Source organism: Streptomyces sp. NPDC104309 (assembly GCF_055584025.1).
The window spans coordinates 40,121-61,306 of sequence record NZ_JBVJMV010000046.1 but is presented as its reverse complement, the minus strand read 5'-3'; the positions used below and the strand labels follow the sequence as shown (position 1 = coordinate 61,306).

Below are 21,186 nucleotides of genomic sequence, written 5' to 3'. Positions count from 1 at the left end.
ACAAATGCAATTTCTTCCGGAGTCACACTCCATCAACGACACACTGAACCCACAGGACACGCACCACCAACACCGACCTGACCAAGCCCTACTAGAGTCCGATCACGGTCGCGGGGCCCTTCGGGGGAGGGGCACGGGGACGACGGCAGCGGCTCACGGGGGTGGCCGCTGTCGTCGGCCGCGGCCGGTCCTTCCTTCTCCCTTTCTCCTTACTCCCGTTGCCGGTCCTCCTCCCGTTGTCAGTGGTGGCCCCTAGGGTCGGATCAGGATCAGGATCACGATCAGAGACGACCGGGAGAGGCCGCTGCCATGGAGTTCCGCATCGAGCGCAGTGCACTGACCGACGCCGTGGCCTGGGCGGCGCGCGTGCTGCCCACGCGTTCGCCCGTTCCCGTGCTGGGCGGGCTGTTGCTGGAGGCGGCCGACGGCCGGCTGCGCATCTCGGGCCTCGACTACGAGGCTTCCGCGTGCATCGAGGTGGAGGCGGAGACCGTACGGGCCGGGACGGTGCTGGTGATGGGGCGCCGGCTGCTCGATGTCTGCCGGGTGCTGCCCGAGGGCGCGGTGGAGTGTGCGGTCGAGGGCTCACGGTTCTCGCTGGCCGGCGACAGTGCCCGGTTCGGGCTCTCGGTACTGCCGTTGGACGACTACCCGTCGCTGCCGTCCCTGCCGGAGGTGCTCGGCGCGGTGGACGCGGCGGAGTTCGCCGCGGCCGTCGCCCATGTGACGGTGGCGGCGGGCCGGGACGACACGCTGCCGACCCTGACCGGTATCCGGCTGGCCCTCGACGGCGACACGATGACGCTCGCCGCCACCGACCGCTATCGCTTCGCGGTACGCACCCTGCCGTGGAAGCCCGGGAAGGACGGCGTCGCGGCCGACGTCGTGGTCTCCGCCCGCAGACTGAGCGAGATCGCCCGCTCCTTCGGCGGGTCCGGAATGGTCCGACTCGCGCTGGACGGCGGTTCGGTCGGCTTCGAACTGGCCGGGATGCGCACGACGGTGCGTCTGCTGGACGGCCGACTGCCGCGCCACGACAAGCTGTTCGCGATGACGGACCCCGTCTCCGCGCTGACGGACCGGGCGCCCCTGGTCGAGGCCGTCAAGCGTGTCGCCGTGGTCGCGGAGGGCGGCAGTCCGCTCCAACTGACCTTCTCCGGCGGCTCGGTGCTGCTGCAGGCGGGTTACGAGGACGATGTCGCCTCCCAGCGTCTTCCGGCCGTTCTCGACGGCACCGACGAGCTGACGGTCGCCTTCAACCCCTCGTATCTGATGGACGCCCTGGCCACGTTCGACGCGCCCGTGATCCGGTTCGAGCTGTTGGGCCCCGGCCAGCGTGCGATGGTCACCGGGTGGGCGTCCCAGGAGGACGCCGTGGCGGAGGCGTCGCAGCCGGCGCACCAGCATCTGCTGATGTCGGCCCGGCCGCTGGTGTAGGACGGCCGGGTACGGGACGGCCGGGTACGGGCCGGGTCCCGGGCGTCTCGGGCTCCTTCAGGGTGCGCAGGAGAATCCAGCCGAGGGCGGGCAGCGCGATCAGCGGCGCGAGCGCGGTCTGCAAGGACGTTGCGTCGGCGACGGCGCCGATGAGCGGGCCCGCGATACCGCCGATGCTGACGGCCAGGCCCAGAGTGATGCCGCTCGCGGTGCCCACACGCCGGGGCAGGTAGTCCTGGCCGAGCGTGACGTGCAGGGAGAAGGGCACGTACAGACCGGCCGAGGTGAGGGCGACGAACCCGTAGAACAGCGGGCCGGGAACGAAGACCACGCCGGCCACGGCGAGGACGCTCAGCGCGTAGGACCACTGGACGACGGGGATACGGCCGTGGCGGGCGGCGAGCTTCCCACCGGTCACGGTGCCCACGGCACCCCCGAGGTAGAGGACGAACAGCGCGGCCGTACCGGAGACTTCTCCTCCTCCGGTGCGCAGTCGCACATACAGCGAGATGAAGACGCTGAGGCCGACGAAGACGATCGAGCGGCACACGATGGCTCCCGACAGCCTCAGGAAGGACGCCCAGTCGTCCCGGCCGGGGACCTGACTCGCCGGAGTGTCCGCAGCCGTGGCGTCGGGGACGTCGGCGCCACGCAGCGCGGCCACGCACAGCACCACGCCCGCGAGGGCCGGGACGACCAGCAGCGGCGAGGCGCCCAGGCCGCCGGTGGCGACGACGGCGGACACCATCAGGGGCGCGGTGGCGAAACCGAGATTGCCCCCGAGGGAGAACCAGCCCATCGCGGTATGGCTGCCACGCGCGGCCTTACGGGCGACGCGGGCGGCTTCCGGGTGATAGGCGGCCACACCGATCCCCGACACCGCCACGGCCGCCAGGGTCAGGGCATAGGAACCGCCGACACCGGCGAGCGCGACTCCCGCCCCGCACACCAGCGTGCTCACCGGCAGCAGCCAGGGCATCGCCCACTTGTCGGTCAGGGCACCGAACAGCGGCTGCACGACCGAGGACAACAGGGAGGCGGCCAGGACGACACCGGAGGCGGCGGCGTACGTATACGCACGCTCGGAGACGAAGAACGGCACCAGCGCGGCCACGGCCCCCTGGTAGACGTCCACGCAGGCATGGCCCAGGGACAGCAGCGTGATCGGACGGGTGAGGGAGACGCGGCTACGGGAGACACCGCTGCGGGAGACACGGGATCGGGTTGTCGGCACCTGGCCATCGTCGCCAGGGCACGCCCTGGCGCGCTTCCGATAAAATGCCAAAGTATGCCGGAAATCCGCCACGATCCCGAGGCGCCCACCCGTAACAAGACGCTCGCCCCGGGAGAGAGCATCGACCCGCACCACCACGACGACCACCAGATCGTCTACGCGGGCTCCGGTGTCCTGGCCGTGACGACCACCGCGGGCACCTGGTTCGCCCCCGGGACCCGCGCCATCTGGGTACCCGCCGGATGCGTCCACGCCCACCGCGCCCACGGCCGCCTCGATCTGCATCTGCTCGGCCTGCCCGCCGACACCAACCCCCTGGGCCTGGACGCACCCACCGTCCTCGCCGTCAGCCCCCTGCTGCGTGAACTGATCCTCGCCTCGACCCGCGGCCCCCACGACGACACCCCCGAACGGCGCCGCCTGCGCGCGGTCCTTCTCGACCAGCTGCGCGCCTCACCCCAGCAACCCGTCCAGCTGCCCGCCCCCACCGACCCCCGCCTCGCGGCCGTCTGCGAACTCCTCCACCACAACCCCGCGGACCCCCGCACCCTGGCCGCACTGGCAACCGGGTCAGGGGCCGGCGAACGCACCCTCAGCCGCCTCTTCCGCCGCGAGCTGGGCATGACCTTCCCCCAGTGGCGCACCCAGCTGCGCCTCTACCACGCCCTGCGCATGCTGGCCGAGGACATGTCGGTGACCACGGTCGCCCACCGCTGCGGCTGGTCCTCCACCAGCGCCTTCATCGACGTCTTCCGCCACGCCTTCGGCTACACCCCCGGCACCCACAACCGCCGTCCTGACATGGGTGCGGGGCCGGGCAACCCGCCCGGCCCCGCACGCGTACCGCCCGCTCGTGGGCCTGCCCGTCCGGCTACTTCGTGAAGATGAAGTACTTCCAGGCGCCGTGGGTGGTCGAGTTCACCGTGTCGCCCGAGGTGCCGTTCACGTACGAGGCACGGGCGCGCATCCGGTAGCCCGTGTCATGGGTGCCGGTGAGCGTCACGATGGACTTGCCGTTGGTGCCGAGCTTGAAGTACTGCGAGCCCGCGTCGTACCACGTGCCCTGGTAGTAGAGCTGCAGGGACAGCTTGTGCGAGCGGTTCTTGTAGTAGCTCATCGTCGTGGTGAAGACCGGATTGGTCTTCTTGTGGAAGTACGCGTACGACGTGGAGCCGATCTTGGCCGTCTTGTACTGCTTGGAGACGGAGGTCGAGACCTTCACCTTGGCGTACGCGGTCGACGTCACGGTCTTGGACGCGTACCGGGCGTCGCCCTTGAAGACGGCGGTGACGGTGGTGTCCCGGGTCATGGTGACCGTGGTGGACAGATCGCCCTTGGAGTTGACCTTGCCGGTCTTCACCAGCTTCTTCGGCTTGTCCGCACCGAACGGGTCCACCCACAGCTCGACGGTGCGGTTCTTGTACGTCTTGCCGAGGTGCGCGGTGAACGACACCTTGGCGCCGTAGGAGTACAGCGCCTTGTTGCGGTTCAGGGTCAGCGAGGGGACCGTCCGGGGGACGGCGACCTTGCCGGAGCCGGAAGCCGCGGAGTGGGTCGCGTCGCCCGCGTACGAGACCTTGTAGGTGACCTGGCCGCCCGCGGTCGGGGTGTCGGAGAAGGAGAAGCTGCCGTCCGACTTCAGCGTCACCGAAGGGAGCGCCTTGCCGTTGGGCGACTCGATGTCGGTGCGCGTCACCGTGGCCTTGGCGCCGGCCGGGAACGCACCGTCGGACTTCACCCGGCCGGTGACGGTGAGCTTCTTGCCGAGCGCCGACTTCGCCGGGGCGCTGACCGTGACGGTGGTCGCGGACTTGACGGCGTCGGTGAGTACTCGCAGCGAGCGGACGCCGTTGTTGTTCTCGGTGACGGCGAACAGCCTGCTGGTGTCCGGCGCCCAGGCCAGCCCGGCCGGCACCAGGAGGTCCGATCCGCTGCTGGTCCCGGTGTTGGGGAAGTCGTACGTCCGGATCGGCTTGGTCGTGTCCTGCTTGTAGATGTACACGTCCGGCTCGTACGAGCCGTCGATGCCCGCGGCGACCGTCCCGTCCGGCGCGATGTCGACGGCGTTGGGGTACGCGTCGGAGGGGTACGAGGTCCCGAGCGTGAGGTCCGAGGTCCGGTAGGCCTGGTGGCGGTACGGGTACCCGCTGGCCACCACGACCTGCTTGCCGTCCGGGCTCAGCGCCAGGTCGCGCATGTTGGCCCCGTCGGTGCGGAGGTACGCGGTCCGTTCCGCCGCGCCCGAGGCCACGTCGTACACGGCCAGCTCCGTCGGGCTCTGGCCCTCGATACCGGCGGCCAGGGTGCCCGGCGCGCCGGGCGAGGAGGCCAGGGTCGGGGCCGAGTACCAGGTGCGGTTCGGCTCCTGGTCCAGGGTGACGACCGGCTCGGCGCCGGACAGGTCGAGCGAGCCGAGGTTGCCCTCGGTGGCCGCCCCGTAGCCGAACCAGAGCTTGCCGCCCGCCAGCGCCGGGTAGGCGGGGTGGGTGTTCGCGCCGGTCGCGTAGCGGGCGGACTCCACCAGCGCGGAGGTGTCGATCGCCGCGATGGAGTCGGCTCCGCGCACACCGGCGTACAGCGTGCCGGAGTCGGCGGACAGTTCGAGACCGGTCACGCCCGGCAGGGACGAGATCGTGGCGACGACCGAACCGTTGTAGTCGGCGACGAGGACCTTGCCGCCGGTCGGGTCACTGATGAAGACCCGCTTGTGCACACCGTCCGCGACGATGTCGCCGACCGATGCGGCGGGAAGGATCTTGCTGGAGTCGGCAGCGGCCGGATTCGCCGCACCGCCGACCAGGACCACTGAGCTGAAGAGGACCGCGAGCGAGGTCGCGGCCGAGATTCTGCGCGTACGCAAAATGATGTCTACCCCCACGGTAAGAGGGCCGCGTGGCACCCGGAGATGAGAGCGGGGTGCGGCCCGCCACCGCAGGGTATGGCATGGCGTCCACATCTCGTACACATTTGCGGGGCCGGGGCGACCCCGACCCCGCGCATCGTCAGTTCGCCCAGGTGAGGAACGTCGACCAGGCGTCGGGGGCGACCGCGAAGGCGGGCCCTTCGGGCACCTTGGAGTCCCGGACGTGGACGGCGTGGGGGCAGGTGGCGACCTCGATGCAGTCACCGCCGTTGGCTGCGCTGTATGAGGATTTGTGCCAGTCGAAGGCCACCTCGATGCATTCGCCGCCGCTGGAGCTGCTGTAGCTGGACTTGAACCACCGCAGAGTGTTACTCATTCCTCTACTCCTGCCAACCGCTCGATGAGGTCCAGCGATTCACGAGGACCCATGGCCTGTGACCGGATCTTCGCATAGCGCTGGGCATATGTACTCACCTTCCCCGGGTCGCTGATCAGCAGACTCTCGTCCTGCGGCTCCAGGTAGACGAGGTGCTCGTGTTGCGGAGTCTCCACCAGGGTCATCTCGCCACGGTCGCCTGCGTACTCTCCGAACTTTCCGCAGTCCAGTGCCAGCACGTGGAACGTGACGTTACGACGGCGGGCACATTCTGCGAGGTACCGCATCTGTGCCCGCATGATGTCTGCGTTGCCGATGACCCGGGTGAGCACCGACTCTTCGAGGATCAGCTCGATCATGGGCAGCGGTTCCCGGTCGAACAGCGTTTTGCGGACCATGCGAGCCTCCACCAGCTGCTCCACCCGCTGTTCCGGCAGCGGAGGATAGCCGCCGCCGACCAGTGCCCGTGCGTAGTCCTCCGTCTGGAACAGACCGTGCACCACGTGCATCGAGTACAGATGCAGGCTCAGTGCTGCCTGCTCCAGAGGCGCATGAGGCTTGAACTGCGGTGGGTACGCCTCCATCCGCATGTAGATCCTCGCCTGCTCGAACACGCCCATGCCGTCTCCGAGCACTCGCTCCAGCCCCGCCAGCATCTCGTCGCTGGCAGGTTGCGCGCAGGTCTCCATCGCGCTCACGGCCGCTGCCGAGAACCCGATTTCCCTGCCGAGTTGTTCCTGGGTCAACTTCTTCCGGATACGGGCTTTCTTGGCGACATCCGCCACCAGCTTTGCCGTCGGACTCGCCGTTTCCTTGTTTTCCGCTCGCGCCATCGTGATCCCTTTTCGACTCAACCGGTCTCAACCGGTCACTACCCGGCCCCACCGAACTCGACTGAAGTTCAGGGGAGTTCGCGCAGGTCAACGAGTGTGCGACGCCCCTCGTCAGTCAAGGGAAACGCTAGCCAACCGGGGACAGAATGGCCCCGTGAATGCACCGAAAAGTGAACTGAACCTTGAGTGGATTCCGGCCTCCGGATTTCAACTGCGCAAAGCGGGTGTGCAATTCGACGCCGTGCGCGTGGACGGGGACGAAGGGCGGCGGCTGGCCGAGATGATGGAGGCGATCACGGGCGGCGAGCCGGGGCCTGTCGTCACCGAGGCGAACGGGCGGCGGGCGGTGTACTTCCTGGTCCCGGCAGGGAGCACGGCCCACAAGTCCTGGCCCGGCGAGGTGACGGTGCTGAACTCGTGTGCGGGCCGGATCAGTTACGTGCCGATCCCCGCCCTGGCCGGCCGTACCTGGCCGTTGGCCTGGCACTTTCCGCCGACGGCGCCCGACAGGTTCGTCCACGCCCTGTTACTGCTCAACGCGGCGTCCGCGCTGCTGGGCTGATCAGTCGGTCTTGGTGTACGTGATCCTTTCGCCGGTGTCCGTGATCTCGCGGCTCAGGGTGCCGTCCGGGAGCAAGGTGAGCGTGGTGGCCTTCCCGGCCGTGCAGGACGACATGGGTTCGCCGACGGTGACCGTGGAGGGGCCGACCTCGACGGGGCCGCTGGGGGACGGTTCGGAGGTCAAGGCTGCCTTGAAGACGCAGTGGTAGGAGCCGCCGTTGTCGAGCGGGCCGTCCGCGATGAGGCTGAGGACAGGCTCGCCCACCGCGCCCTGCTGGATGACGAGCTTCCGTGTGGAGTGGCCCGAAGGGTTGTCGATGGAGCCCGACCAGGTGCCGAGGTAGCCGACCGGGATGGGGCCGTCGCCGTTCTTCTTCTCGTCGGAGGGGGAGGCGTCCGAGTCCGGGGAGGACGCGGTGGGGGACGGCTTGGGCGCCGGGCCCTTGTCGCTCATGAGCGTGTACACGGACCCGCCCGCGCCGATGGCGACGACTATCGCGATCACGATGAGGGCGATCGTCGCCGCCTGTCCGCGCCGGGCGGGTTCGGGACCGGGCTGCGGAGCTGCGCCGGGGTGGAAGGGGCCGTACGGGGGCGTGGCACCGAAGCCCGCCTGGTGCGGCGGCGCCGGTTGCTGAGGCTGTTGCCGCGGATATCCGTAACCGGCGTGGCTCTGCTGGGTGGGCGGCTGCTGCGGATAGCCGTACGAAGGGGAGGGCGGCGGCCCGGAGGGTTGGGCGGACGACGGCGTGCCGACCGTCGTGGGGGGTATGTGGACGGCGCCGGGCGGCGGCTCGGGGGCGGGACGGTCGATGGGCGGTGCGGGTGCGGCCGGCGTCGGCGGTGCCTTGTCCGGGACGGGGTCCGGTCCGGCCGTCTCCTCCGGGTCCTCGGAGTCCAGCAGTTCCACGGCGTGGCGCCCGAGTTGGGCTATGAGCGAGCCCGGGAGCCAGGGCTCCGCCGTATCGCCGTCGGCCAGGCGTTCCAGGAGGGCGTCCGTCGTCGGACGGGCGGCCGGGTCCTTGTGCAGGCAGTCCCGGACCAGTTCGACGAGGTCCACCGGGACGCCGGTCAGGTCCGGCTCCTCCTGTGCGATCCGGAACATCTGCGCGTGCGCGCCGCTGTCGGACGTCCCGAACGGCTGGCGGCCGGTCGACGCGTACGCCAGGACCGAGCCCAGACAGAACACGTCGCACGCCGGGGTCACGCGCTCGCCCCGTACCTGCTCCGGCGCCATGAAGCCGGGTGAACCCACCAGGGCCCCGGTGCGGGTGAGTCCGCCGTCGGTGACGGTGTCGAGCGCGCGGGCTATGCCGAAGTCGATGACGCGCGGTCCGTCGATGGTCAGCAGGATGTTGGAGGGCTTGAGGTCGCGATGGACGAGCCCGGCGGCGTGGATGGCCTGGAGAGCGTGGGTGAGACCGGCGCCCAGGATGTGGACCGAGCGCTCGGGCAGCGGACCGTACGCCCCGGAGGCATTCCCCACGGGGGCGCCCGCGCGGCTGGTGACGGTGGCCTGGAGGGAGGGCCCGGCGACGTACCCGGTCGCGACCCAGGGCACGGCCGCCTCGGTGTCGGCGTCCAGCACGGGGGCGGTCCAGACGGAATCGACCTGGCGGGCGGCCCGCACCTCCTGGCGGAAGCGGTCGCGGAACTCCTGCTCCTCGGCGAGCTCACCGCGTACCAGCTTGATCGCGACGGTCCGGCCACGGTCGGACCGGGCCAGATAGACCTGGCCCATACCGCCCGCGCCGAGCCGGCCCAGCAGCCGGTAGGAGCCGATGCGTTGCGGATCGGCGGGCCCGAGCTTCTGCATGGTGTGCGTCCTCCCCGTGCGGCGGTACGCCGGAACGCGTCGAGAATAGCTGCGTGCGTCGCGCCCCGGCGGGCCCGGGATTTCGGGGCCGTCGGTGGATACCCGGCGACTCCTCTCCGGTTCCGTCCGAGGCCGCAGGACGGGCCGGAAGCACCCGCCCGCACTCCCTTTCGGTCCGTTCGGCGACCGAGGACAGAGACGGCCGCCCGACGGTCCCGGTTCCCACAGCGCGCCCCGCCGCTCGGGTCCACCGCTCAGGCTCCCTGTTCACCCCGGCCGTTCATCCGCTCGGGCCCACTGCTCAGGCTCCCTGTTCACCCCGGCCGTTCATCCGCTCGGGCCCACCGCTCAAGCCCGCTGTTCACCCTGGCCGCTCATCCCCGCCCTCGCTCCCGGTCACCGCCTCCACGGCCGCCGACAACCGCTCCAGAACCCGTGCCGTCTCCGCGAACTCGGCCTCCCCGAGTTCCGCTGCCAGCCGCGCGGCGAACTCCGCGTGGCCGGGATTGATCCGGGACACCGCTGTCCGGCCCTCCTCCGTGGGGCGCAGCAGCTTCGCGCGCCGGTGGGCCGGGTTCGCTACGTACTCGGCGAGCCCCCTCCCGACCAGCAGATCCGCGATCCGCTGCACGCTCTGCCGCGTGATCCCCATGGCGCGGGCGATCCCGGACACGGACAACGGCTCCGCCAGCACCGCTCCGAGGACCTGCCACCACGCCGCGGTCAGCCCGGCCGGCCGGGCCAACGTCTCAGAGACCGCGAGGAATTGACCGTTCAGCCGGAAGACGCCGAGCGCGGTGCGGCTGAGCGCGTCCCGCTCCTCGCGCTGTTCGCGCTGTTCATGGCTCATCCCTGCAACACCTCGTATGCACGCGCGTCCGAGTCGTGGAAGAGCCGGTACCAGGCATCCAGCTTCGCGCCCTCGTACACCCCGAGCCGGGCGAAGACCTCGCGGGCGAACGCGACCGGTTCGGTCGGGCCGGCCGTGATGAGGTCGCCGTCCGTCACCGCGTCCGCGTCGACGTACCGCTCACCGCCCCCGTATCCCGTGGCCGCCAGGTAGAACGAGACCGCGCTGGTGTGGGTGCGGTCGTCGAGCAGCCCCTCGCGGGCCAGCCCCGCCGTCGCACCGCAGATCGCGGCGACCGGCACCCCCGCGTCCAGGAAGTCGCGGGCCGTCCGGGCGAAGGGGGCGAGGTCGTCGCCCGAGTCCCAGAGGTCGGCGCCCGTGAGGATCAGGAGCGCGCTGTCCTCGGGACGCAGTTCCGCGAGCGCGAGGTCGGGCCGGATGCGCAGCCCGCCCATGGTGGTGACGGGATCGGTGGTGGCCCCGACCGTCCGCACCGCGAAACCGGCGCGGGAAAGGTGGGCGGTGGTGTGCCCGGTCTCCCAGTCGGCGTAGGTGTCGTACACGGCCAGATGCACGGTCCTGCGGGTCATGGCGCCTCCTCGGCGGGAACTGCCTCGACATGCCTCGACAACGACCGAATCATGATGTCAGTGTGCTGTCATAATGACAACCTGCTGTCACATATGCGGTGTCGCGCCGACCAGACACCATGCCCAGCTGAGGGCCTCACGCCATACAAGGTGGCCATGTCGGGTCGCTCCCGGCGCGGCCTACGCTCACCGCATGACCCCTCATGCCCCTCATGTCGACCCCGCTGCCGGTGCGGCCGTGAAGGCCGCCGATCGCGCGCACGTGTTCCACTCCTGGTCCGCCCAGGGCCTGATCGACCCGCTCGCCGTCGCCGGCGCCGAGGGGGCGTACTTCTGGGACTACGACGGCAACCGCTACCTGGACTTCACCAGCGGCCTCGTCTACACCAACATCGGTTACCAGCACCCCACCGTCGTCGCCGCGATCCAGGAGCAGGCGGGCAAGCTCGCCACCTTCGCCCCCGCGTTCGCGATCGAGGCGCGCTCCGAGGCCGCACGCCTCATCGCCGAGCGCACCCCGGGCGACCTGGACAAGATCTTCTTCACCAACGGCGGCGCCGAGGCGGTCGAGAACGCCGTCCGGATGGCCCGGCTGCACACCGGCCGTACGAAGGTGCTCTCCGCCTACCGCTCGTACCACGGCGCCACCTCCACCGCGATCAACCTCACCGGTGACCCGCGCCGCTGGCCGTCCGACAACGGCTCGGCGGGTGTTGTCCGCTTCTGGGCCCCGTTCCTCTACCGCTCGCCGTTCCACGCCACGACGGAGGCCGAGGAGTGCGCCCGCGCGCTCCAGCACCTGGAGGACACCCTCGCGTTCGAGGGTGCCGCCACCATCGCCGCGATCATCCTGGAGACGATCCCCGGCACGGCGGGCATCATGACGCCGCCGCCCGGCTACCTCGCGGGTGTCCGCGAGATCTGCGACCGGTACGGCATCGTCTTCATCCTCGACGAGGTGATGGCCGGCTTCGGGCGCACCGGCAAGTGGTTCGCCGCCGACCACTTCGACGTGGTGCCGGACCTGATGACCTTCGCCAAGGGCGTCAACTCCGGTTACGTGCCGCTCGGCGGTGTCGCCATCTCCGCAGAGATCGCCGCCACCTTCGAGACCCGCGCCTACCCGGGCGGACTGACCTACTCCGGTCACCCGCTGGCCTGCGCGGCCGCGGTCGCCACCATCCAGGTGATGGAGGACGAGAAGGTCATCGAGAACGCCGCCCACATCGGCGAGACGGTGCTCGGTCCCGGCCTGCGCGAGCTCGCCGAGCGCCACCCGTCGGTCGGCGAGGTCCGCGGCCTCGGCGCGTTCTGGGCGCTGGACCTGGTCCGCAACAAGGAGACCCGCGAGCCGCTGGTCCCGTACAACGCGTCGGGCGAGGCCAACGCGCCGATGGCGGCCTTCGGTGCTGCGGCGAAGAAGAACGGCCTGTGGCCCTTCGTCAACATGAACCGCACCCACGCCGTTCCGGCCTGCAACGTCACCGAGGCCGAGGCCAAGGAGGGCCTCGCGGCTCTCGACGTGGCACTGTCCGTCGCGGACGAGTACACCGTGTAGCGGCAGGGTCCGCGCGGCCCGGCGGTGCGACGCCCCTCCCCTTCCCTTGCCCGGATCCGGGCAGCGCGGCCCTGCCTTAAGGTGACCGAAGGCGAAAAAGGGGAGGGGCGCCATGTGCGCGAGCGGAGCTGTAACCCGCAGTACGCTGCGGCAGCAGATCGCGGACGCGCTGCGGGACGAGGTGCTCGCCGGGCGTCTGCAGCCGGGACGGGAGTTCACCGTCAAGCAGATCGCCGAGCAGTACGGCGTCTCCGCGACACCGGTGCGCGAGGCGCTCTTCGATCTTTCCGCGCAGGGTCTGCTCGAATCGGATCAGCATCGCGGTTTCCGGGTGCGTGAGTTCACCGTCGACGACTACCGGTCGATGGTCGAGGCGCGGGCGCTGGTCATCGACGGAGTCATCCGCGGCCTCTTCCGGGGGCCCGCGCCGTCGGTCGCGCAGGTGGTGACGTACCGGGACGGCCTGGTCCCCGTACGCCGCAGGGCCCAGGAGGCCGCACGGGCGGCGCGGGGCGGTGACCTCGACATCCTCATCGGCTACGACCTGCGTTTCTGGCGAGAGCTGGGCGCGCTCATGAGCAACTCGTACATCAACGACTTCCTGCACCGGCTGCGCGTCCAGGCCTGGGTGTTCGCGGTGCCGTATCTGCGCCATGACGCGGGGGCCCGGGACTGGCTCTGGCACGGTCATTCGGAACTTGTCGCGGCGCTCACGCTCGGCGATCACGACGCGGTGCGCGCGGTGATCGACGACTTCAACGCACACGCGCTGAGCTGGGCGGACCGGCTCGCGGCCGGAAATCCCGGACAGCCGGACCACGACCCGCAGCCGACGGGGGAGCCCCCGACGGAACAGCCCCCGACGGCAGAGCCTTCGGCGGGAGAGACTTCGACCGGGCGGTCCTGACGGGGGTCGACGGGACAGGCGGGGTCTACGGGGCCTGCGGGGCCGGCGGGGCCTGTGGGACAGACGGGGCCTGCGGGGCCTGTGGGGCAGACGGCACAGGCTCCGACGGGCCAGTCCTCGGCCTCGGTCGCCGGAGGGCCGGAGCCGCAGCCTCCGACCGGCCGACCGCGGGGTCGGTGACGGCCGGGCTGACGTGGGTGTCGGTGACGGCCGCGCGGACGTGCCCGGCCGCGCGAACCGGGGTAGCGGGGGCATCCGGCCGCTACCGGCCCCTACCCGTGACCATCGGCCACTGTGCGCGACGGGCCTGCCGCATTACGCTGGCCCGACCGTCTGAAAATTCCAATGCGCACCGTGGGAGAGCGAGACTTCGTGGCCTGTGACCTGTGGCTGGTCCCCCTCGTCGATGTGCTGTGCCACAGCCCCGACAACCCGTTCGCCGAAGAGATCGCCGTCTACAACAAGGCGCTGGGCGCGGCCGGACTGCCGCCCGTTCCCGTGTACGCCTATATGCCGGGCCTGACCGGAGACGTCGCCCCGGTCGCGGGCTTCGACTACGACGCGCTGCACTTCCTGCGCCGCGCCTACCTGCTCCAGCTCAGCGGCTTCGCCGTGACGCCCGTCGATGAACTGGGCGGGGGCTACGAGCAGTTGCTGGAGATGTTCGAGGCGACGGCCCAGCAGTCCCACCTGGTCTGGCACTACGACCACGCGGGGGCGTACGTCCCGCTGGACTTCGCCGTACCGCTCTCCGACGACGACCTGCTCGCGGGCGGCGGCCCGCTCGGTTCCGCGCACGGGCTGCTGCGGGAGCTGGAGTTCGTCGCCCCGTCCATCGGCATCGACCCGGCGAATCCGCCGGCCGCCCCGCTGCCGCCCATCGGGCCGACCTCCCTGGAGGAACCGGCGGGCCCGATTTTGGACGACAGTCCGTTCGCACGTGAGCGGCACGTCTGGCTGGGCCTGCACGCTGCGGCCACTCGCAGCCTCGCCCAGGGCTCAATGATCATCTTCAGCTGAAGCGCACAACAGCCAGAAGACACACAGCGGCCAGAAGATGACGGTCGCAAGATGCACAAGGGCCTGACGATGACGGCCAGAAGACGCAGATGACGGCCAGAGGACGCACAACGGCCTGACGATGACGGCCGGAGGCAGCGGACCGTGGCGCCGGGGCGCGCCGCACACCTCCGGAGTCACCGCGGTGGGATCAACGCGGTGACTCCGGAGGCCGTTGCCTCGGCATGTTCGGCCGGGTCATCGTCTGCATCGGGAACCGTCCCGGCAGCGTCCCCTGGTCCGTACGCCCCCCGTTCCCGCTGCCCGACGACAGCGCCTGCATCCCCATCGGCGCGGGCCCGGCCCGGAACTCCACCATCCAGTCCGCGGTCTCGGTCCGTACGAGTTCCGTGATGTCCTCCGAGAACCGCCGCAGCACCCCCAGACACCGCTCGGCCGCCTCGCTGGCCGTCCCCTCGGTCGGGCCGAGCACCTCCCGTACGCACTCCGATGCCCAGTCGAACTGCAGCACCTGAAGGCGTCGCTGCACGGCCTGGGCGGTCGCGAGGTTCCTTATCCAGCCCGAGGTCAGGCCGAAGTACCGGTCGCACGCCATGCACGCGGCGCCCAGCAGCAGCGACAGATAGCCCCAGCCCGCCGCCCCGCTCAGCGTCCCGGTGAGGTCGAGTAACGGCAGCGCGGCGCCCGCGACCGCCCCGACCGCCGTGCCGATCCGCAGCGCCCTGGCCCCGCGCCGCTTCCGGATCCGGTCGCCCAGATACCAGTCGGCGGTGCGCAGCGCGTCGGCCTCGACCCAGCGGTACAGCTCGTCGAGGCGGTCGGCCGGTTCCCCCCAGTTGCCGAGCGGGAACGGTTGAGCGGTCAGATCCCCGCCCCGCGCACCCCGGCCGCGTACGCCGGAGCCAGAACCGGAGGAACCGGCCGAGCCGGCCGGGCCGGACTCGTTGCGGGGCGCTCCTTCGGGCTGCATCTCCGGCTGACTCACCGGGGTACTCCTCTGCATTCTGCGTAGCGACGCCTGATGTGTGGTGGTGTGTGTTCGACGATGGGCTGATCACTGCTCTCCGGCGTGGCCGACTGTCCCGCATACGTAACCTTGCGTGACGTGCGGTGCGCCTATGTGTCCTGATGCGCATGCCCTTCCTACCGCCGAATGGTGGGCTGCGGAGTCGGAATCGCGGCGTTCCGCGGTGCGCAGGGCCTGTGATCAGGTATAGGAGTCACGCCGACGCTGCTTGAAACTCACTCGAAAGAGTTGCTCGCCAGTGGGTGGGGCGCACTGCGCGGCGACCACGTAGGCTCGGCGTACCAAAACATTTTGTCGTCGAATTGCCAGGAGTGACCGTGATTCCCGGTGGTGGTCAGCCCAATATGCAGCAGTTGCTGCAGCAGGCGCAGAAGATGCAGCAGGATCTCGCCACGGCCCAGGAGGAGTTGGCCAGGACCGAGGTCGAGGGGCAGGCGGGTGGCGGTCTGGTGAAGGCGACCGTGACCGGCTCCGGTGAGCTCCGCGCTCTGGTGATCGACCCGAAGGCCGTCGACCCGGAGGACACCGAGACGCTCGCGGACCTCGTCGTCGCCGCGGTCCAGGCGGCGAACGAGAACGCGCAGCAGCTCCAGCAGCAGAAGCTGGGCCCGCTGGCCCAGGGCCTGGGCGGCATGCCCGGCCTCCCCTTCTGACCGCGCGACCCGCAACTCGGCGTTCGGCTCACCCAGGATCAGGAGAAGGAAGGCGTTCCCGTTGTACGAAGGCGTGGTTCAGGACCTCATCGACGAGTTGGGCAGGCTGCCCGGCGTCGGTCCCAAGAGCGCGCAGCGGATCGCCTTCCACATCCTGCAGGCCGAGCCGACCGATGTGCGCCGTCTCGCCCATGCCCTCCTGGAGGTCAAGGAGAAGGTCCGGTTCTGCTCGGTCTGCGGCAACGTCGCCCAGCAGGAGCAGTGCAGCATCTGCCGGGACGCGCGCCGCGACCAGACGGTCATCTGCGTGGTCGAGGAGCCGAAGGACGTCGTCGCGATCGAACGGACCCGTGAGTTCCGGGGTCGGTACCACGTGCTCGGCGGTGCGATCAGCCCGATCGAGGGCGTAGGACCCGATGATCTGCGCATCCGTGAGCTGCTCGCCCGCCTGGCCGACGGCTCGATCACGGAGCTGATCCTCGCGACCGACCCCAACCTGGAGGGCGAGGCCACCGCGACGTACCTGGCGCGAATGATCAAGCCGATGGACCTGCGGGTCACCAGACTCGCCAGCGGGCTGCCGGTGGGCGGCGACCTGGAGTACGCGGACGAGGTCACCCTGGGCCGTGCCTTCGAGGGGAGGCGCCTGCTCGATGTCTGATGCATTCACGACCACGACGTCTGATGTTCTTGCATCGACTCACGACGGCTTTACGTTCAGCGACGCTATGTTCTACTCACCGTTCGCGACCGTGCCCACGGGAGGTCCCCTCGATGTCTGACGCCACGCTGAACTCCGTCACGCAGGACCCGGACGACTTCGCCGTCCAGATCGCCGACCAGATCAAGACGTTCATCGTCGCGGTCACCGAGGTGTCCAAGGTCGAGGAGCCCGAGGAGGCCGTCCCCGTCCTGCTGCTCCAGATCTCCCAGCTGCTGCTGGCGGGCGGCAGGCTCGGTGCGTACGAGGACATCGTCCCGGACGAGCGCTACGAGCCGGATCTCGGCGCGGAGCCGGACGCCGACGGCCTGCGCGAGCGGTTCGCCGCCCTGCTGGAGCCGATCGATGTCTACTCCGAGGTCTTCGACCCGTACGAGCCCCGCAAGGCCCCGGTCCCGGCCCGTATCTCCGACGACCTGGCCGATCTGGTCACCGACCTGCGCCACGGCCTGGCCCACTACGAAGAGGACCGCACGACCGAGGCCCTGTGGTGGTGGCAGTTCTCCTACTTCTCCAACTGGGGCTCCACCGCATCCGCCACCTTGCGCGCCCTCCAGTCCCTGATCGCCCACATCCGGCTCAACCAGCCCCTCCAGGAACTGGACGGCCTGGACACCGATTCGGAGACGGTCGACGACGAACTGGCCGAGGAGGCGGGCCGGGTGATGGCCGCGGAGATCGCGGGCCCGCTGGGCCTGCGAACGGTGCAGTAGGGCAGTGGGGCAGTAGCGGCCGAGGTCGCGGAGCTCGGCATCCGCAAGGCCCGGCGGAGCAGCCGGACGGCGGCCAGGGTGCGGGGCACCGGATCGCCGTCGTCCAGGACGACGCGAAAGATCGGATCACGCTCTTCGGGACAGCCCTTGAGCGGAGACCGCGGGTACCGCCGAGTTCCACGAGGGCCGGACGAGCGGCGGCGGCCTCGTGGAACCAGGCTGTGCGGACGGAGCCGTACGACGCGGGTACCGATCGCCTCGCGCTCGTGGCTACCCGGCGTACGGGCACGGGACGGCGAGTGCCGCCGCCACGGCCTCGCGTACCGCCCTGGCATGGCCGAGGGCCAGTGGTTCGCCGGTGTACGGGTGCGGTCGGACCCCTCTGTCGGCGAGCAGGTGGAGCACCCGCAGCGTCCGCATGGTGTTGGAGGCGTGCGCGGGAAGCGGACCGGGCTCCCCGGCCTCGAAGTCGGCGACGATCGGCTTCAGCCAGTCCACCGACTGCTGTTCGCTCAGCTCCGGCCTGGTCAGGGTCAGAGCGATCGCGAGGCCGAGCCGGTCGTCCTCCATGGCGTCGAAGAGATGGGTCGTGGGCGCGATCAGCCGTGCGCAGGCCAGGTCCAGCAGCGGTACGGGGTCGGTCCGGGGGCAGCGGCCGAGGGCGCCCAGGAGATCGGCCCCGTGGGCGACGGCGTGCAACCAGCCCAGCTTCGCGTCGTACCCCCGAAGGTCCGTCTCGGCCGGATACCAGCGGGCGAAAGCCGTCTCCCAGCTCCGGTCGTAGTCACCACGCCGTACCAGAGCCGCGAGGATCAGAGGTGCGAACGTCCTGCTCTGAATCCCGGGGTCGGTGAAACGGGTCGCCATCTCGGCGCCGAGGGAAGCCCGTGTCGCCGCCGGGAGATCCGGGATCCAGCGGTTCAGCAGCACGTATGCCTGCTCGTCCCGGACGACCGGGTCGGCGGAGCGCAGGCCGGCACTGAGCTCGGCGACCAGCTCCGGCGTGGGGCGAACGTTGTCGTCGAGAAGGAGGTTCTGCCAGTCCGTCACGCGGGTCAGCCTAGGCTCTTTCGTTTGGATCAGGCCGGGGCGCGCGAGCCGGGGGCACGCGAGCGCGTGGGCGGGAGACGCGGCCGGCGGGACGGTGGCCAGGGCCAGGGCCAGGGCCAGGGCCAGGGCCAGGGTCAGGAGCGCCGGGAGCGCCGGGAGCGCCGGGAGCGCCGGGAGCGCCGGGAGCGCGGGGAGTGCGGCGAGCGCGGCGAGCACACGGGGCGGCTTACGCAGGGTGGGGGCCTCCGAAGGGCGGACCGCAGGGTTCCGGTCCACGCTGGAGGGAGCGGCTCCTGAATCGTGGGCCCGGCCGGCCGCACGTGTGGGCTGGACCACATCCGGGAGTGCGCGCCCGATCGGCGGGCAGCAGCCCCGTACGAGCAGTTCGGAGCGACACGCCGATGATCACGTGTTGAGCGGGACATCTCACCATGTGATATCGGCGCGGCGTTTCCGGACTGCTCGTTAAACTGAGCCGACCGCAGTAATGGACTGAGCGAGGAGCGCACGTGGGCCTTGTCGTGCAGAAGTACGGAGGCTCCTCCGTAGCCGATGCCGAAGGCATCAAGCGCGTCGCCAAGCGAATCGTCGATGCCAAGAAGAACGGCAACCAGGTGGTTGTCGTGGTGTCAGCGATGGGCGACACGACGGACGAGTTGATCGATCTCGCCGGACAGGTATCCCCGATCCCTGCCGGGCGTGAGTTCGACATGCTGCTGACTGCCGGAGAGCGGATCTCCATGGCCCTGCTGGCGATGGCGATCAAAAACCTGGGCCACGAGGCCCAGTCGTTCACCGGGAGCCAGGCGGGCGTCATCACCGACTCGGTCCACAACAAAGCGCGCATCATCGATGTGACGCCGGGCCGTATCCGTACGGCGCTGGACGAGGGAAACATCGCGATCGTCGCGGGGTTCCAGGGTGTGTCCCAGGACAAGAAGGACATCACCACCCTCGGCCGCGGCGGGTCCGACACCACCGCGGTCGCGCTGGCCGCCGCGCTGGACGCCGAGGTCTGTGAGATCTACACCGATGTGGACGGTGTCTTCACCGCCGACCCGCGGGTCGTCAAGAAGGCCCGGAAGATCGACTGGATCTCCTTCGAGGACATGCTGGAGCTGGCCGCGTCCGGTTCCAAGGTGCTGCTGCACCGGTGCGTGGAGTACGCACGCCGCTACAACATCCCGATCCACGTCCGCTCGTCCTTCTCCGGACTGCGCGGAACCTGGGTCAGCAACGAGCCGCAAGGGGACCAGAAGGTGGAGCACGCGATCATCTCCGGAGTCGCCCATGACGTCTCCGAGGCCAAGATCACCGTCGTCGGCGTGCCCGACAAGCCGGGCGAGGCCGCCGCGATCTTCCGCACCATCGCGAACGCCGAGGTCAACATCGACATGGTGGTGCAGAACGTCTCCGCCGCGTCCACCGGTCTGACCGACATCTCGTTCACGCTGCCGAAATCCGAGGGCCGCAAGGCCATCGACGCCCTGGAGCGCAACCGCGGCACCATCGGCTTCGAGTCGCTGCGCTACGACGACCAGATCGCGAAGATCTCCCTGGTCGGCGCCGGCATGAAGACCAACCCGGGCGTCACGGCGGGCTTCTTCGAGGCGCTGTCGGACGCCGGGGTGAACATCGAGCTGATCTCCACATCCGAGATCCGCATCTCGGTGGTCACCCGCGCCGACGACGTCATCGAGGCCGTGCGCGCCGTGCACACCGCCTTCGGTCTCGACAGCGACTCCGACGAGGCCGTCGTCTACGGGGGCACCGGCCGATGACTGCCCGCCGCCCTTCGCTCGCGGTCGTCGGAGCGACCGGGGCGATCGGCGGCGTCATGCTCCAGATCCTTTCGCAGCACGCGGATGTCTGGGGCGAGGTGAAGCTGATCGCCTCGCCGCGTTCGGCCGGCCGCAAGCTGGTCGTGCGCGGTGAGGAGATCGAGGTCCTCGCACTCACCGAGGACGTGTTCGACGACGTCGACGTGGCGCTGTTCCTGGTGCCCGACGACGTCTCCGCGCAGTGGGCGCCGATCGCCGCCGCCAAGGGCACGGTCGTCATCGACGACTCCGCCGCGTTCCGGCTGGACGCGGACGTGCCGCTGGTCGTGCCCGAGATCAATCCGCATGCCGTACGGATCAGGCCGCGCGGCATCGTCGCGAGCCCGAACTGCACGACGCTCTCGCTGATCGTCGCGGTCGGCGCGCTGCACGCCGAATTCGGGGTGCGGGAACTGGTCGTCTCCTCGTACCAGGCCGTGAGCGGGGAGGGCCGCGACGGCGTCGCGGCGCTGCGCGAACAGCTGTCGATGGTGGCCGGTACGGAGCTGGGGACGAAGCCCGGAGACGTACGCCGGGCCGTGGGGGACACGGAAGGCAGTCCCTTCGCCGCGCCGGTGGCCCTCAACGTGGTGCCCTGGGCCGGGACCGAGGCCGGGGACGGCTGGTCGTCGGAGGAGCTGGCGATCCGTCAGGAGTGCCGCAAGATCCTGGACCTGCCCAGCCTGCGGGTGGCGGCGACCTGTGTGTACGTGCCCGTCATCGCGACGCACTCGATGTCCGTGCACGCGCGGTTCGAGAACGAGATCGCGGTCGACCGGGCCCACGAGATCCTGGCGACGGCGCCGGGTGTCGTGCTCTACGACAGCCCGGCGGCGGGGGACTTCCCGACGCCGTCCGACGTCGTCGGTACCGATCCGACCTGGGTCGGGCGGGTGCGCAGGTCGCTGGACGATCCCCGGTGCCTGGAACTGTTCGTCTGCGGCGACAACCTCCGCAAGGGCGCGGCCTTGAACGTGGCGCAGATCGCCGAGTCGGTGGCCGCCGAATTCCCCCGGTCCTGATCGAACCTGTTTTGTACTCTCTGTGAATGACCTGTGAGCAAGTTGAAGGTCTGAACCTCTTGAGCTGGGGCGTCGAGGTGTCCGACGATGACCTTGCTGCCCACTGCAACCGTTGGCCGGAAAGCGCGCGTCTAT

20 protein-coding genes are annotated in these 21,186 nt (G+C 70.1%); 11 read left to right on the top strand and 9 right to left on the bottom strand.

Annotation, left to right across the window (positions count from 1 at the left end; translation table 11 throughout):
* Window positions 1-309: 309 nt before the first annotated feature.
* Entirely contained in the window at window positions 310-1,437 is a 1,128-nt protein-coding gene (gene dnaN / locus ACZ68L_RS38720) for a DNA polymerase III subunit beta (protein WP_469587304.1), read from the top strand.
* Here the strand turns inward: dnaN and ACZ68L_RS38715 are convergent.
* Entirely contained in the window at window positions 1,346-2,602 is a 1,257-nt protein-coding gene (locus ACZ68L_RS38715) for an MFS transporter (protein WP_469587320.1), read from the bottom strand. The genes dnaN and ACZ68L_RS38715 overlap by 92 nt on opposite strands.
* Window positions 2,603-2,725: 123 nt before the next feature.
* Here ACZ68L_RS38715 and ACZ68L_RS38710 point away from each other — a divergent pair, with 123 nt between their 5' ends.
* Complete coding sequence (locus ACZ68L_RS38710; RefSeq protein ID WP_469587301.1) at window positions 2,726-3,553, top strand: AraC family transcriptional regulator; 828 nt, start codon at window positions 2,726-2,728, stop codon at window positions 3,551-3,553.
* On the opposite strand, the gene ACZ68L_RS38705 is transcribed toward ACZ68L_RS38710, so the two are convergent.
* The 3 genes from ACZ68L_RS38705 to ACZ68L_RS38695 form a co-directional block, all read right to left on the bottom strand.
* Window positions 3,543-5,531 carry an Ig-like domain repeat protein gene (locus ACZ68L_RS38705; protein WP_469587298.1) on the bottom strand — a complete coding sequence of 663 codons (1,989 nt, stop codon included), beginning with the start codon at window positions 5,529-5,531 and terminating at the stop codon, window positions 3,543-3,545. The genes ACZ68L_RS38710 and ACZ68L_RS38705 overlap by 11 nt on opposite strands.
* 142 nt (window positions 5,532-5,673) lie before the next feature.
* On the bottom strand, window positions 5,674-5,910 hold the full coding sequence (locus tag ACZ68L_RS38700; protein ID WP_469587294.1) for a DUF397 domain-containing protein: 237 nt from the start codon (window positions 5,908-5,910) through the stop codon (window positions 5,674-5,676).
* Complete coding sequence (locus ACZ68L_RS38695) at window positions 5,907-6,743, bottom strand: helix-turn-helix domain-containing protein (protein ID WP_469587318.1); 837 nt, start codon at window positions 6,741-6,743, stop codon at window positions 5,907-5,909. The genes ACZ68L_RS38700 and ACZ68L_RS38695 overlap by 4 nt, the downstream gene beginning before the upstream one ends.
* A 175-nt stretch (window positions 6,744-6,918) precedes the next feature.
* Here ACZ68L_RS38695 and ACZ68L_RS38690 point away from each other — a divergent pair, with 175 nt between their 5' ends.
* A complete protein-coding gene (locus tag ACZ68L_RS38690; RefSeq protein ID WP_469587316.1) occupies window positions 6,919-7,305 on the top strand; it encodes a hypothetical protein in 387 nt (128 codons plus the stop codon).
* Here ACZ68L_RS38690 and ACZ68L_RS38685 read toward each other — a convergent pair whose 3' ends face one another.
* The 3 genes from ACZ68L_RS38685 to ACZ68L_RS38675 form a co-directional block, all read right to left on the bottom strand.
* On the bottom strand, window positions 7,306-9,120 hold the full coding sequence (locus tag ACZ68L_RS38685; RefSeq protein ID WP_469587292.1) for a serine/threonine-protein kinase: 1,815 nt from the start codon (window positions 9,118-9,120) through the stop codon (window positions 7,306-7,308).
* 361 nt (window positions 9,121-9,481) lie between these two features.
* A complete protein-coding gene (locus ACZ68L_RS38680) occupies window positions 9,482-9,970 on the bottom strand; it encodes a MarR family winged helix-turn-helix transcriptional regulator (protein WP_469587288.1) in 489 nt (162 codons plus the stop codon).
* Window positions 9,967-10,560: a type 1 glutamine amidotransferase family protein gene (locus ACZ68L_RS38675; RefSeq protein ID WP_469587285.1), complete on the bottom strand. Its 594-nt coding sequence runs from the start codon at window positions 10,558-10,560 to the stop codon at window positions 9,967-9,969. Before ACZ68L_RS38675 ends, ACZ68L_RS38680 begins: the two co-directional genes overlap by 4 nt.
* Window positions 10,561-10,753: 193 nt before the next feature.
* Here ACZ68L_RS38675 and ACZ68L_RS38670 point away from each other — a divergent pair, with 193 nt between their 5' ends.
* The 3 genes from ACZ68L_RS38670 to ACZ68L_RS38660 all read left to right on the top strand — a co-directional run bounded on the left by ACZ68L_RS38670 (window position 10,754) and on the right by ACZ68L_RS38660 (window position 14,045).
* Window positions 10,754-12,118, top strand: a complete 1,365-nt coding sequence (locus ACZ68L_RS38670; protein ID WP_469587283.1) for an aminotransferase class III-fold pyridoxal phosphate-dependent enzyme — start codon at window positions 10,754-10,756, stop codon at window positions 12,116-12,118.
* Between the two features lie 112 nt (window positions 12,119-12,230).
* Entirely contained in the window at window positions 12,231-13,025 is a 795-nt protein-coding gene (locus ACZ68L_RS38665; RefSeq protein WP_469587281.1) for a GntR family transcriptional regulator, read from the top strand.
* Window positions 13,026-13,397: 372 nt separating this feature from the next.
* Complete coding sequence (locus ACZ68L_RS38660) at window positions 13,398-14,045, top strand: hypothetical protein (protein ID WP_469587312.1); 648 nt, start codon at window positions 13,398-13,400, stop codon at window positions 14,043-14,045.
* Between the two features lie 190 nt (window positions 14,046-14,235).
* On the opposite strand, the gene ACZ68L_RS38655 is transcribed toward ACZ68L_RS38660, so the two are convergent.
* The gene (locus tag ACZ68L_RS38655) at window positions 14,236-15,030 is read right to left on the bottom strand and encodes an SLATT domain-containing protein (protein WP_469587276.1); all 795 of its coding nucleotides are present in this window, start codon (window positions 15,028-15,030) and stop codon (window positions 14,236-14,238) included.
* Window positions 15,031-15,389: 359 nt separating this feature from the next.
* Here ACZ68L_RS38655 and ACZ68L_RS38650 point away from each other — a divergent pair, with 359 nt between their 5' ends.
* From ACZ68L_RS38650 to ACZ68L_RS38640, 3 genes are all read left to right on the top strand, one after another.
* Window positions 15,390-15,725 carry a YbaB/EbfC family nucleoid-associated protein gene (locus ACZ68L_RS38650; protein ID WP_351086067.1) on the top strand — a complete coding sequence of 112 codons (336 nt, stop codon included), beginning with the start codon at window positions 15,390-15,392 and terminating at the stop codon, window positions 15,723-15,725.
* A gap of 61 nt (window positions 15,726-15,786) precedes the next feature.
* Entirely contained in the window at window positions 15,787-16,386 is a 600-nt protein-coding gene (recR, locus tag ACZ68L_RS38645) for a recombination mediator RecR (RefSeq protein ID WP_469587274.1), read from the top strand.
* A gap of 113 nt (window positions 16,387-16,499) precedes the next feature.
* A complete protein-coding gene (locus ACZ68L_RS38640) occupies window positions 16,500-17,159 on the top strand; it encodes a DUF5063 domain-containing protein (protein WP_469587270.1) in 660 nt (219 codons plus the stop codon).
* 270 nt (window positions 17,160-17,429) lie between these two features.
* Here ACZ68L_RS38640 and ACZ68L_RS38635 read toward each other — a convergent pair whose 3' ends face one another.
* Complete coding sequence (locus ACZ68L_RS38635; protein WP_469587268.1) at window positions 17,430-18,485, bottom strand: DUF2785 domain-containing protein; 1,056 nt, start codon at window positions 18,483-18,485, stop codon at window positions 17,430-17,432.
* A gap of 233 nt (window positions 18,486-18,718) precedes the next feature.
* Here ACZ68L_RS38635 and ACZ68L_RS38630 point away from each other — a divergent pair, with 233 nt between their 5' ends.
* Both ACZ68L_RS38630 and ACZ68L_RS38625 read left to right on the top strand, forming a co-directional pair.
* Entirely contained in the window at window positions 18,719-19,990 is a 1,272-nt protein-coding gene (locus tag ACZ68L_RS38630) for an aspartate kinase (protein WP_469587265.1), read from the top strand.
* Window positions 19,987-21,051 carry an aspartate-semialdehyde dehydrogenase gene (locus ACZ68L_RS38625; protein ID WP_469587262.1) on the top strand — a complete coding sequence of 355 codons (1,065 nt, stop codon included), beginning with the start codon at window positions 19,987-19,989 and terminating at the stop codon, window positions 21,049-21,051. The genes ACZ68L_RS38630 and ACZ68L_RS38625 overlap by 4 nt, the downstream gene beginning before the upstream one ends.
* The last annotated feature ends 135 nt before the right edge of the window (window positions 21,052-21,186 follow it).

Bases quoted from the DNA above. Each gene is read 5' to 3' on its own strand.
- ACZ68L_RS38685 (WP_469587292.1), bottom strand. From the start codon at position 9,120: ATGCAGAAGCTCGGGCCCGCCGATCCGCAACGCATCGGCTCCTACCGG.
- dnaN (WP_469587304.1), top strand. From the start codon at position 310: ATGGAGTTCCGCATCGAGCGCAGTGCACTGACCGACGCCGTGGCCTGG.
- ACZ68L_RS38665 (WP_469587281.1), top strand. From the start codon at position 12,231: ATGTGCGCGAGCGGAGCTGTAACCCGCAGTACGCTGCGGCAGCAGATC.
- ACZ68L_RS38625 (WP_469587262.1), top strand. From the start codon at position 19,987: ATGACTGCCCGCCGCCCTTCGCTCGCGGTCGTCGGAGCGACCGGGGCG.
- ACZ68L_RS38670 (WP_469587283.1), top strand. From the start codon at position 10,754: ATGACCCCTCATGCCCCTCATGTCGACCCCGCTGCCGGTGCGGCCGTG.
- ACZ68L_RS38675 (WP_469587285.1), bottom strand. From the start codon at position 10,560: ATGACCCGCAGGACCGTGCATCTGGCCGTGTACGACACCTACGCCGAC.
- ACZ68L_RS38680 (WP_469587288.1), bottom strand. From the start codon at position 9,970: ATGAGCCATGAACAGCGCGAACAGCGCGAGGAGCGGGACGCGCTCAGC.
- ACZ68L_RS38640 (WP_469587270.1), top strand. From the start codon at position 16,500: ATGTCTGACGCCACGCTGAACTCCGTCACGCAGGACCCGGACGACTTC.
- ACZ68L_RS38710 (WP_469587301.1), top strand. From the start codon at position 2,726: ATGCCGGAAATCCGCCACGATCCCGAGGCGCCCACCCGTAACAAGACG.
- ACZ68L_RS38695 (WP_469587318.1), bottom strand. From the start codon at position 6,743: ATGGCGCGAGCGGAAAACAAGGAAACGGCGAGTCCGACGGCAAAGCTG.
- ACZ68L_RS38700 (WP_469587294.1), bottom strand. From the start codon at position 5,910: ATGAGTAACACTCTGCGGTGGTTCAAGTCCAGCTACAGCAGCTCCAGC.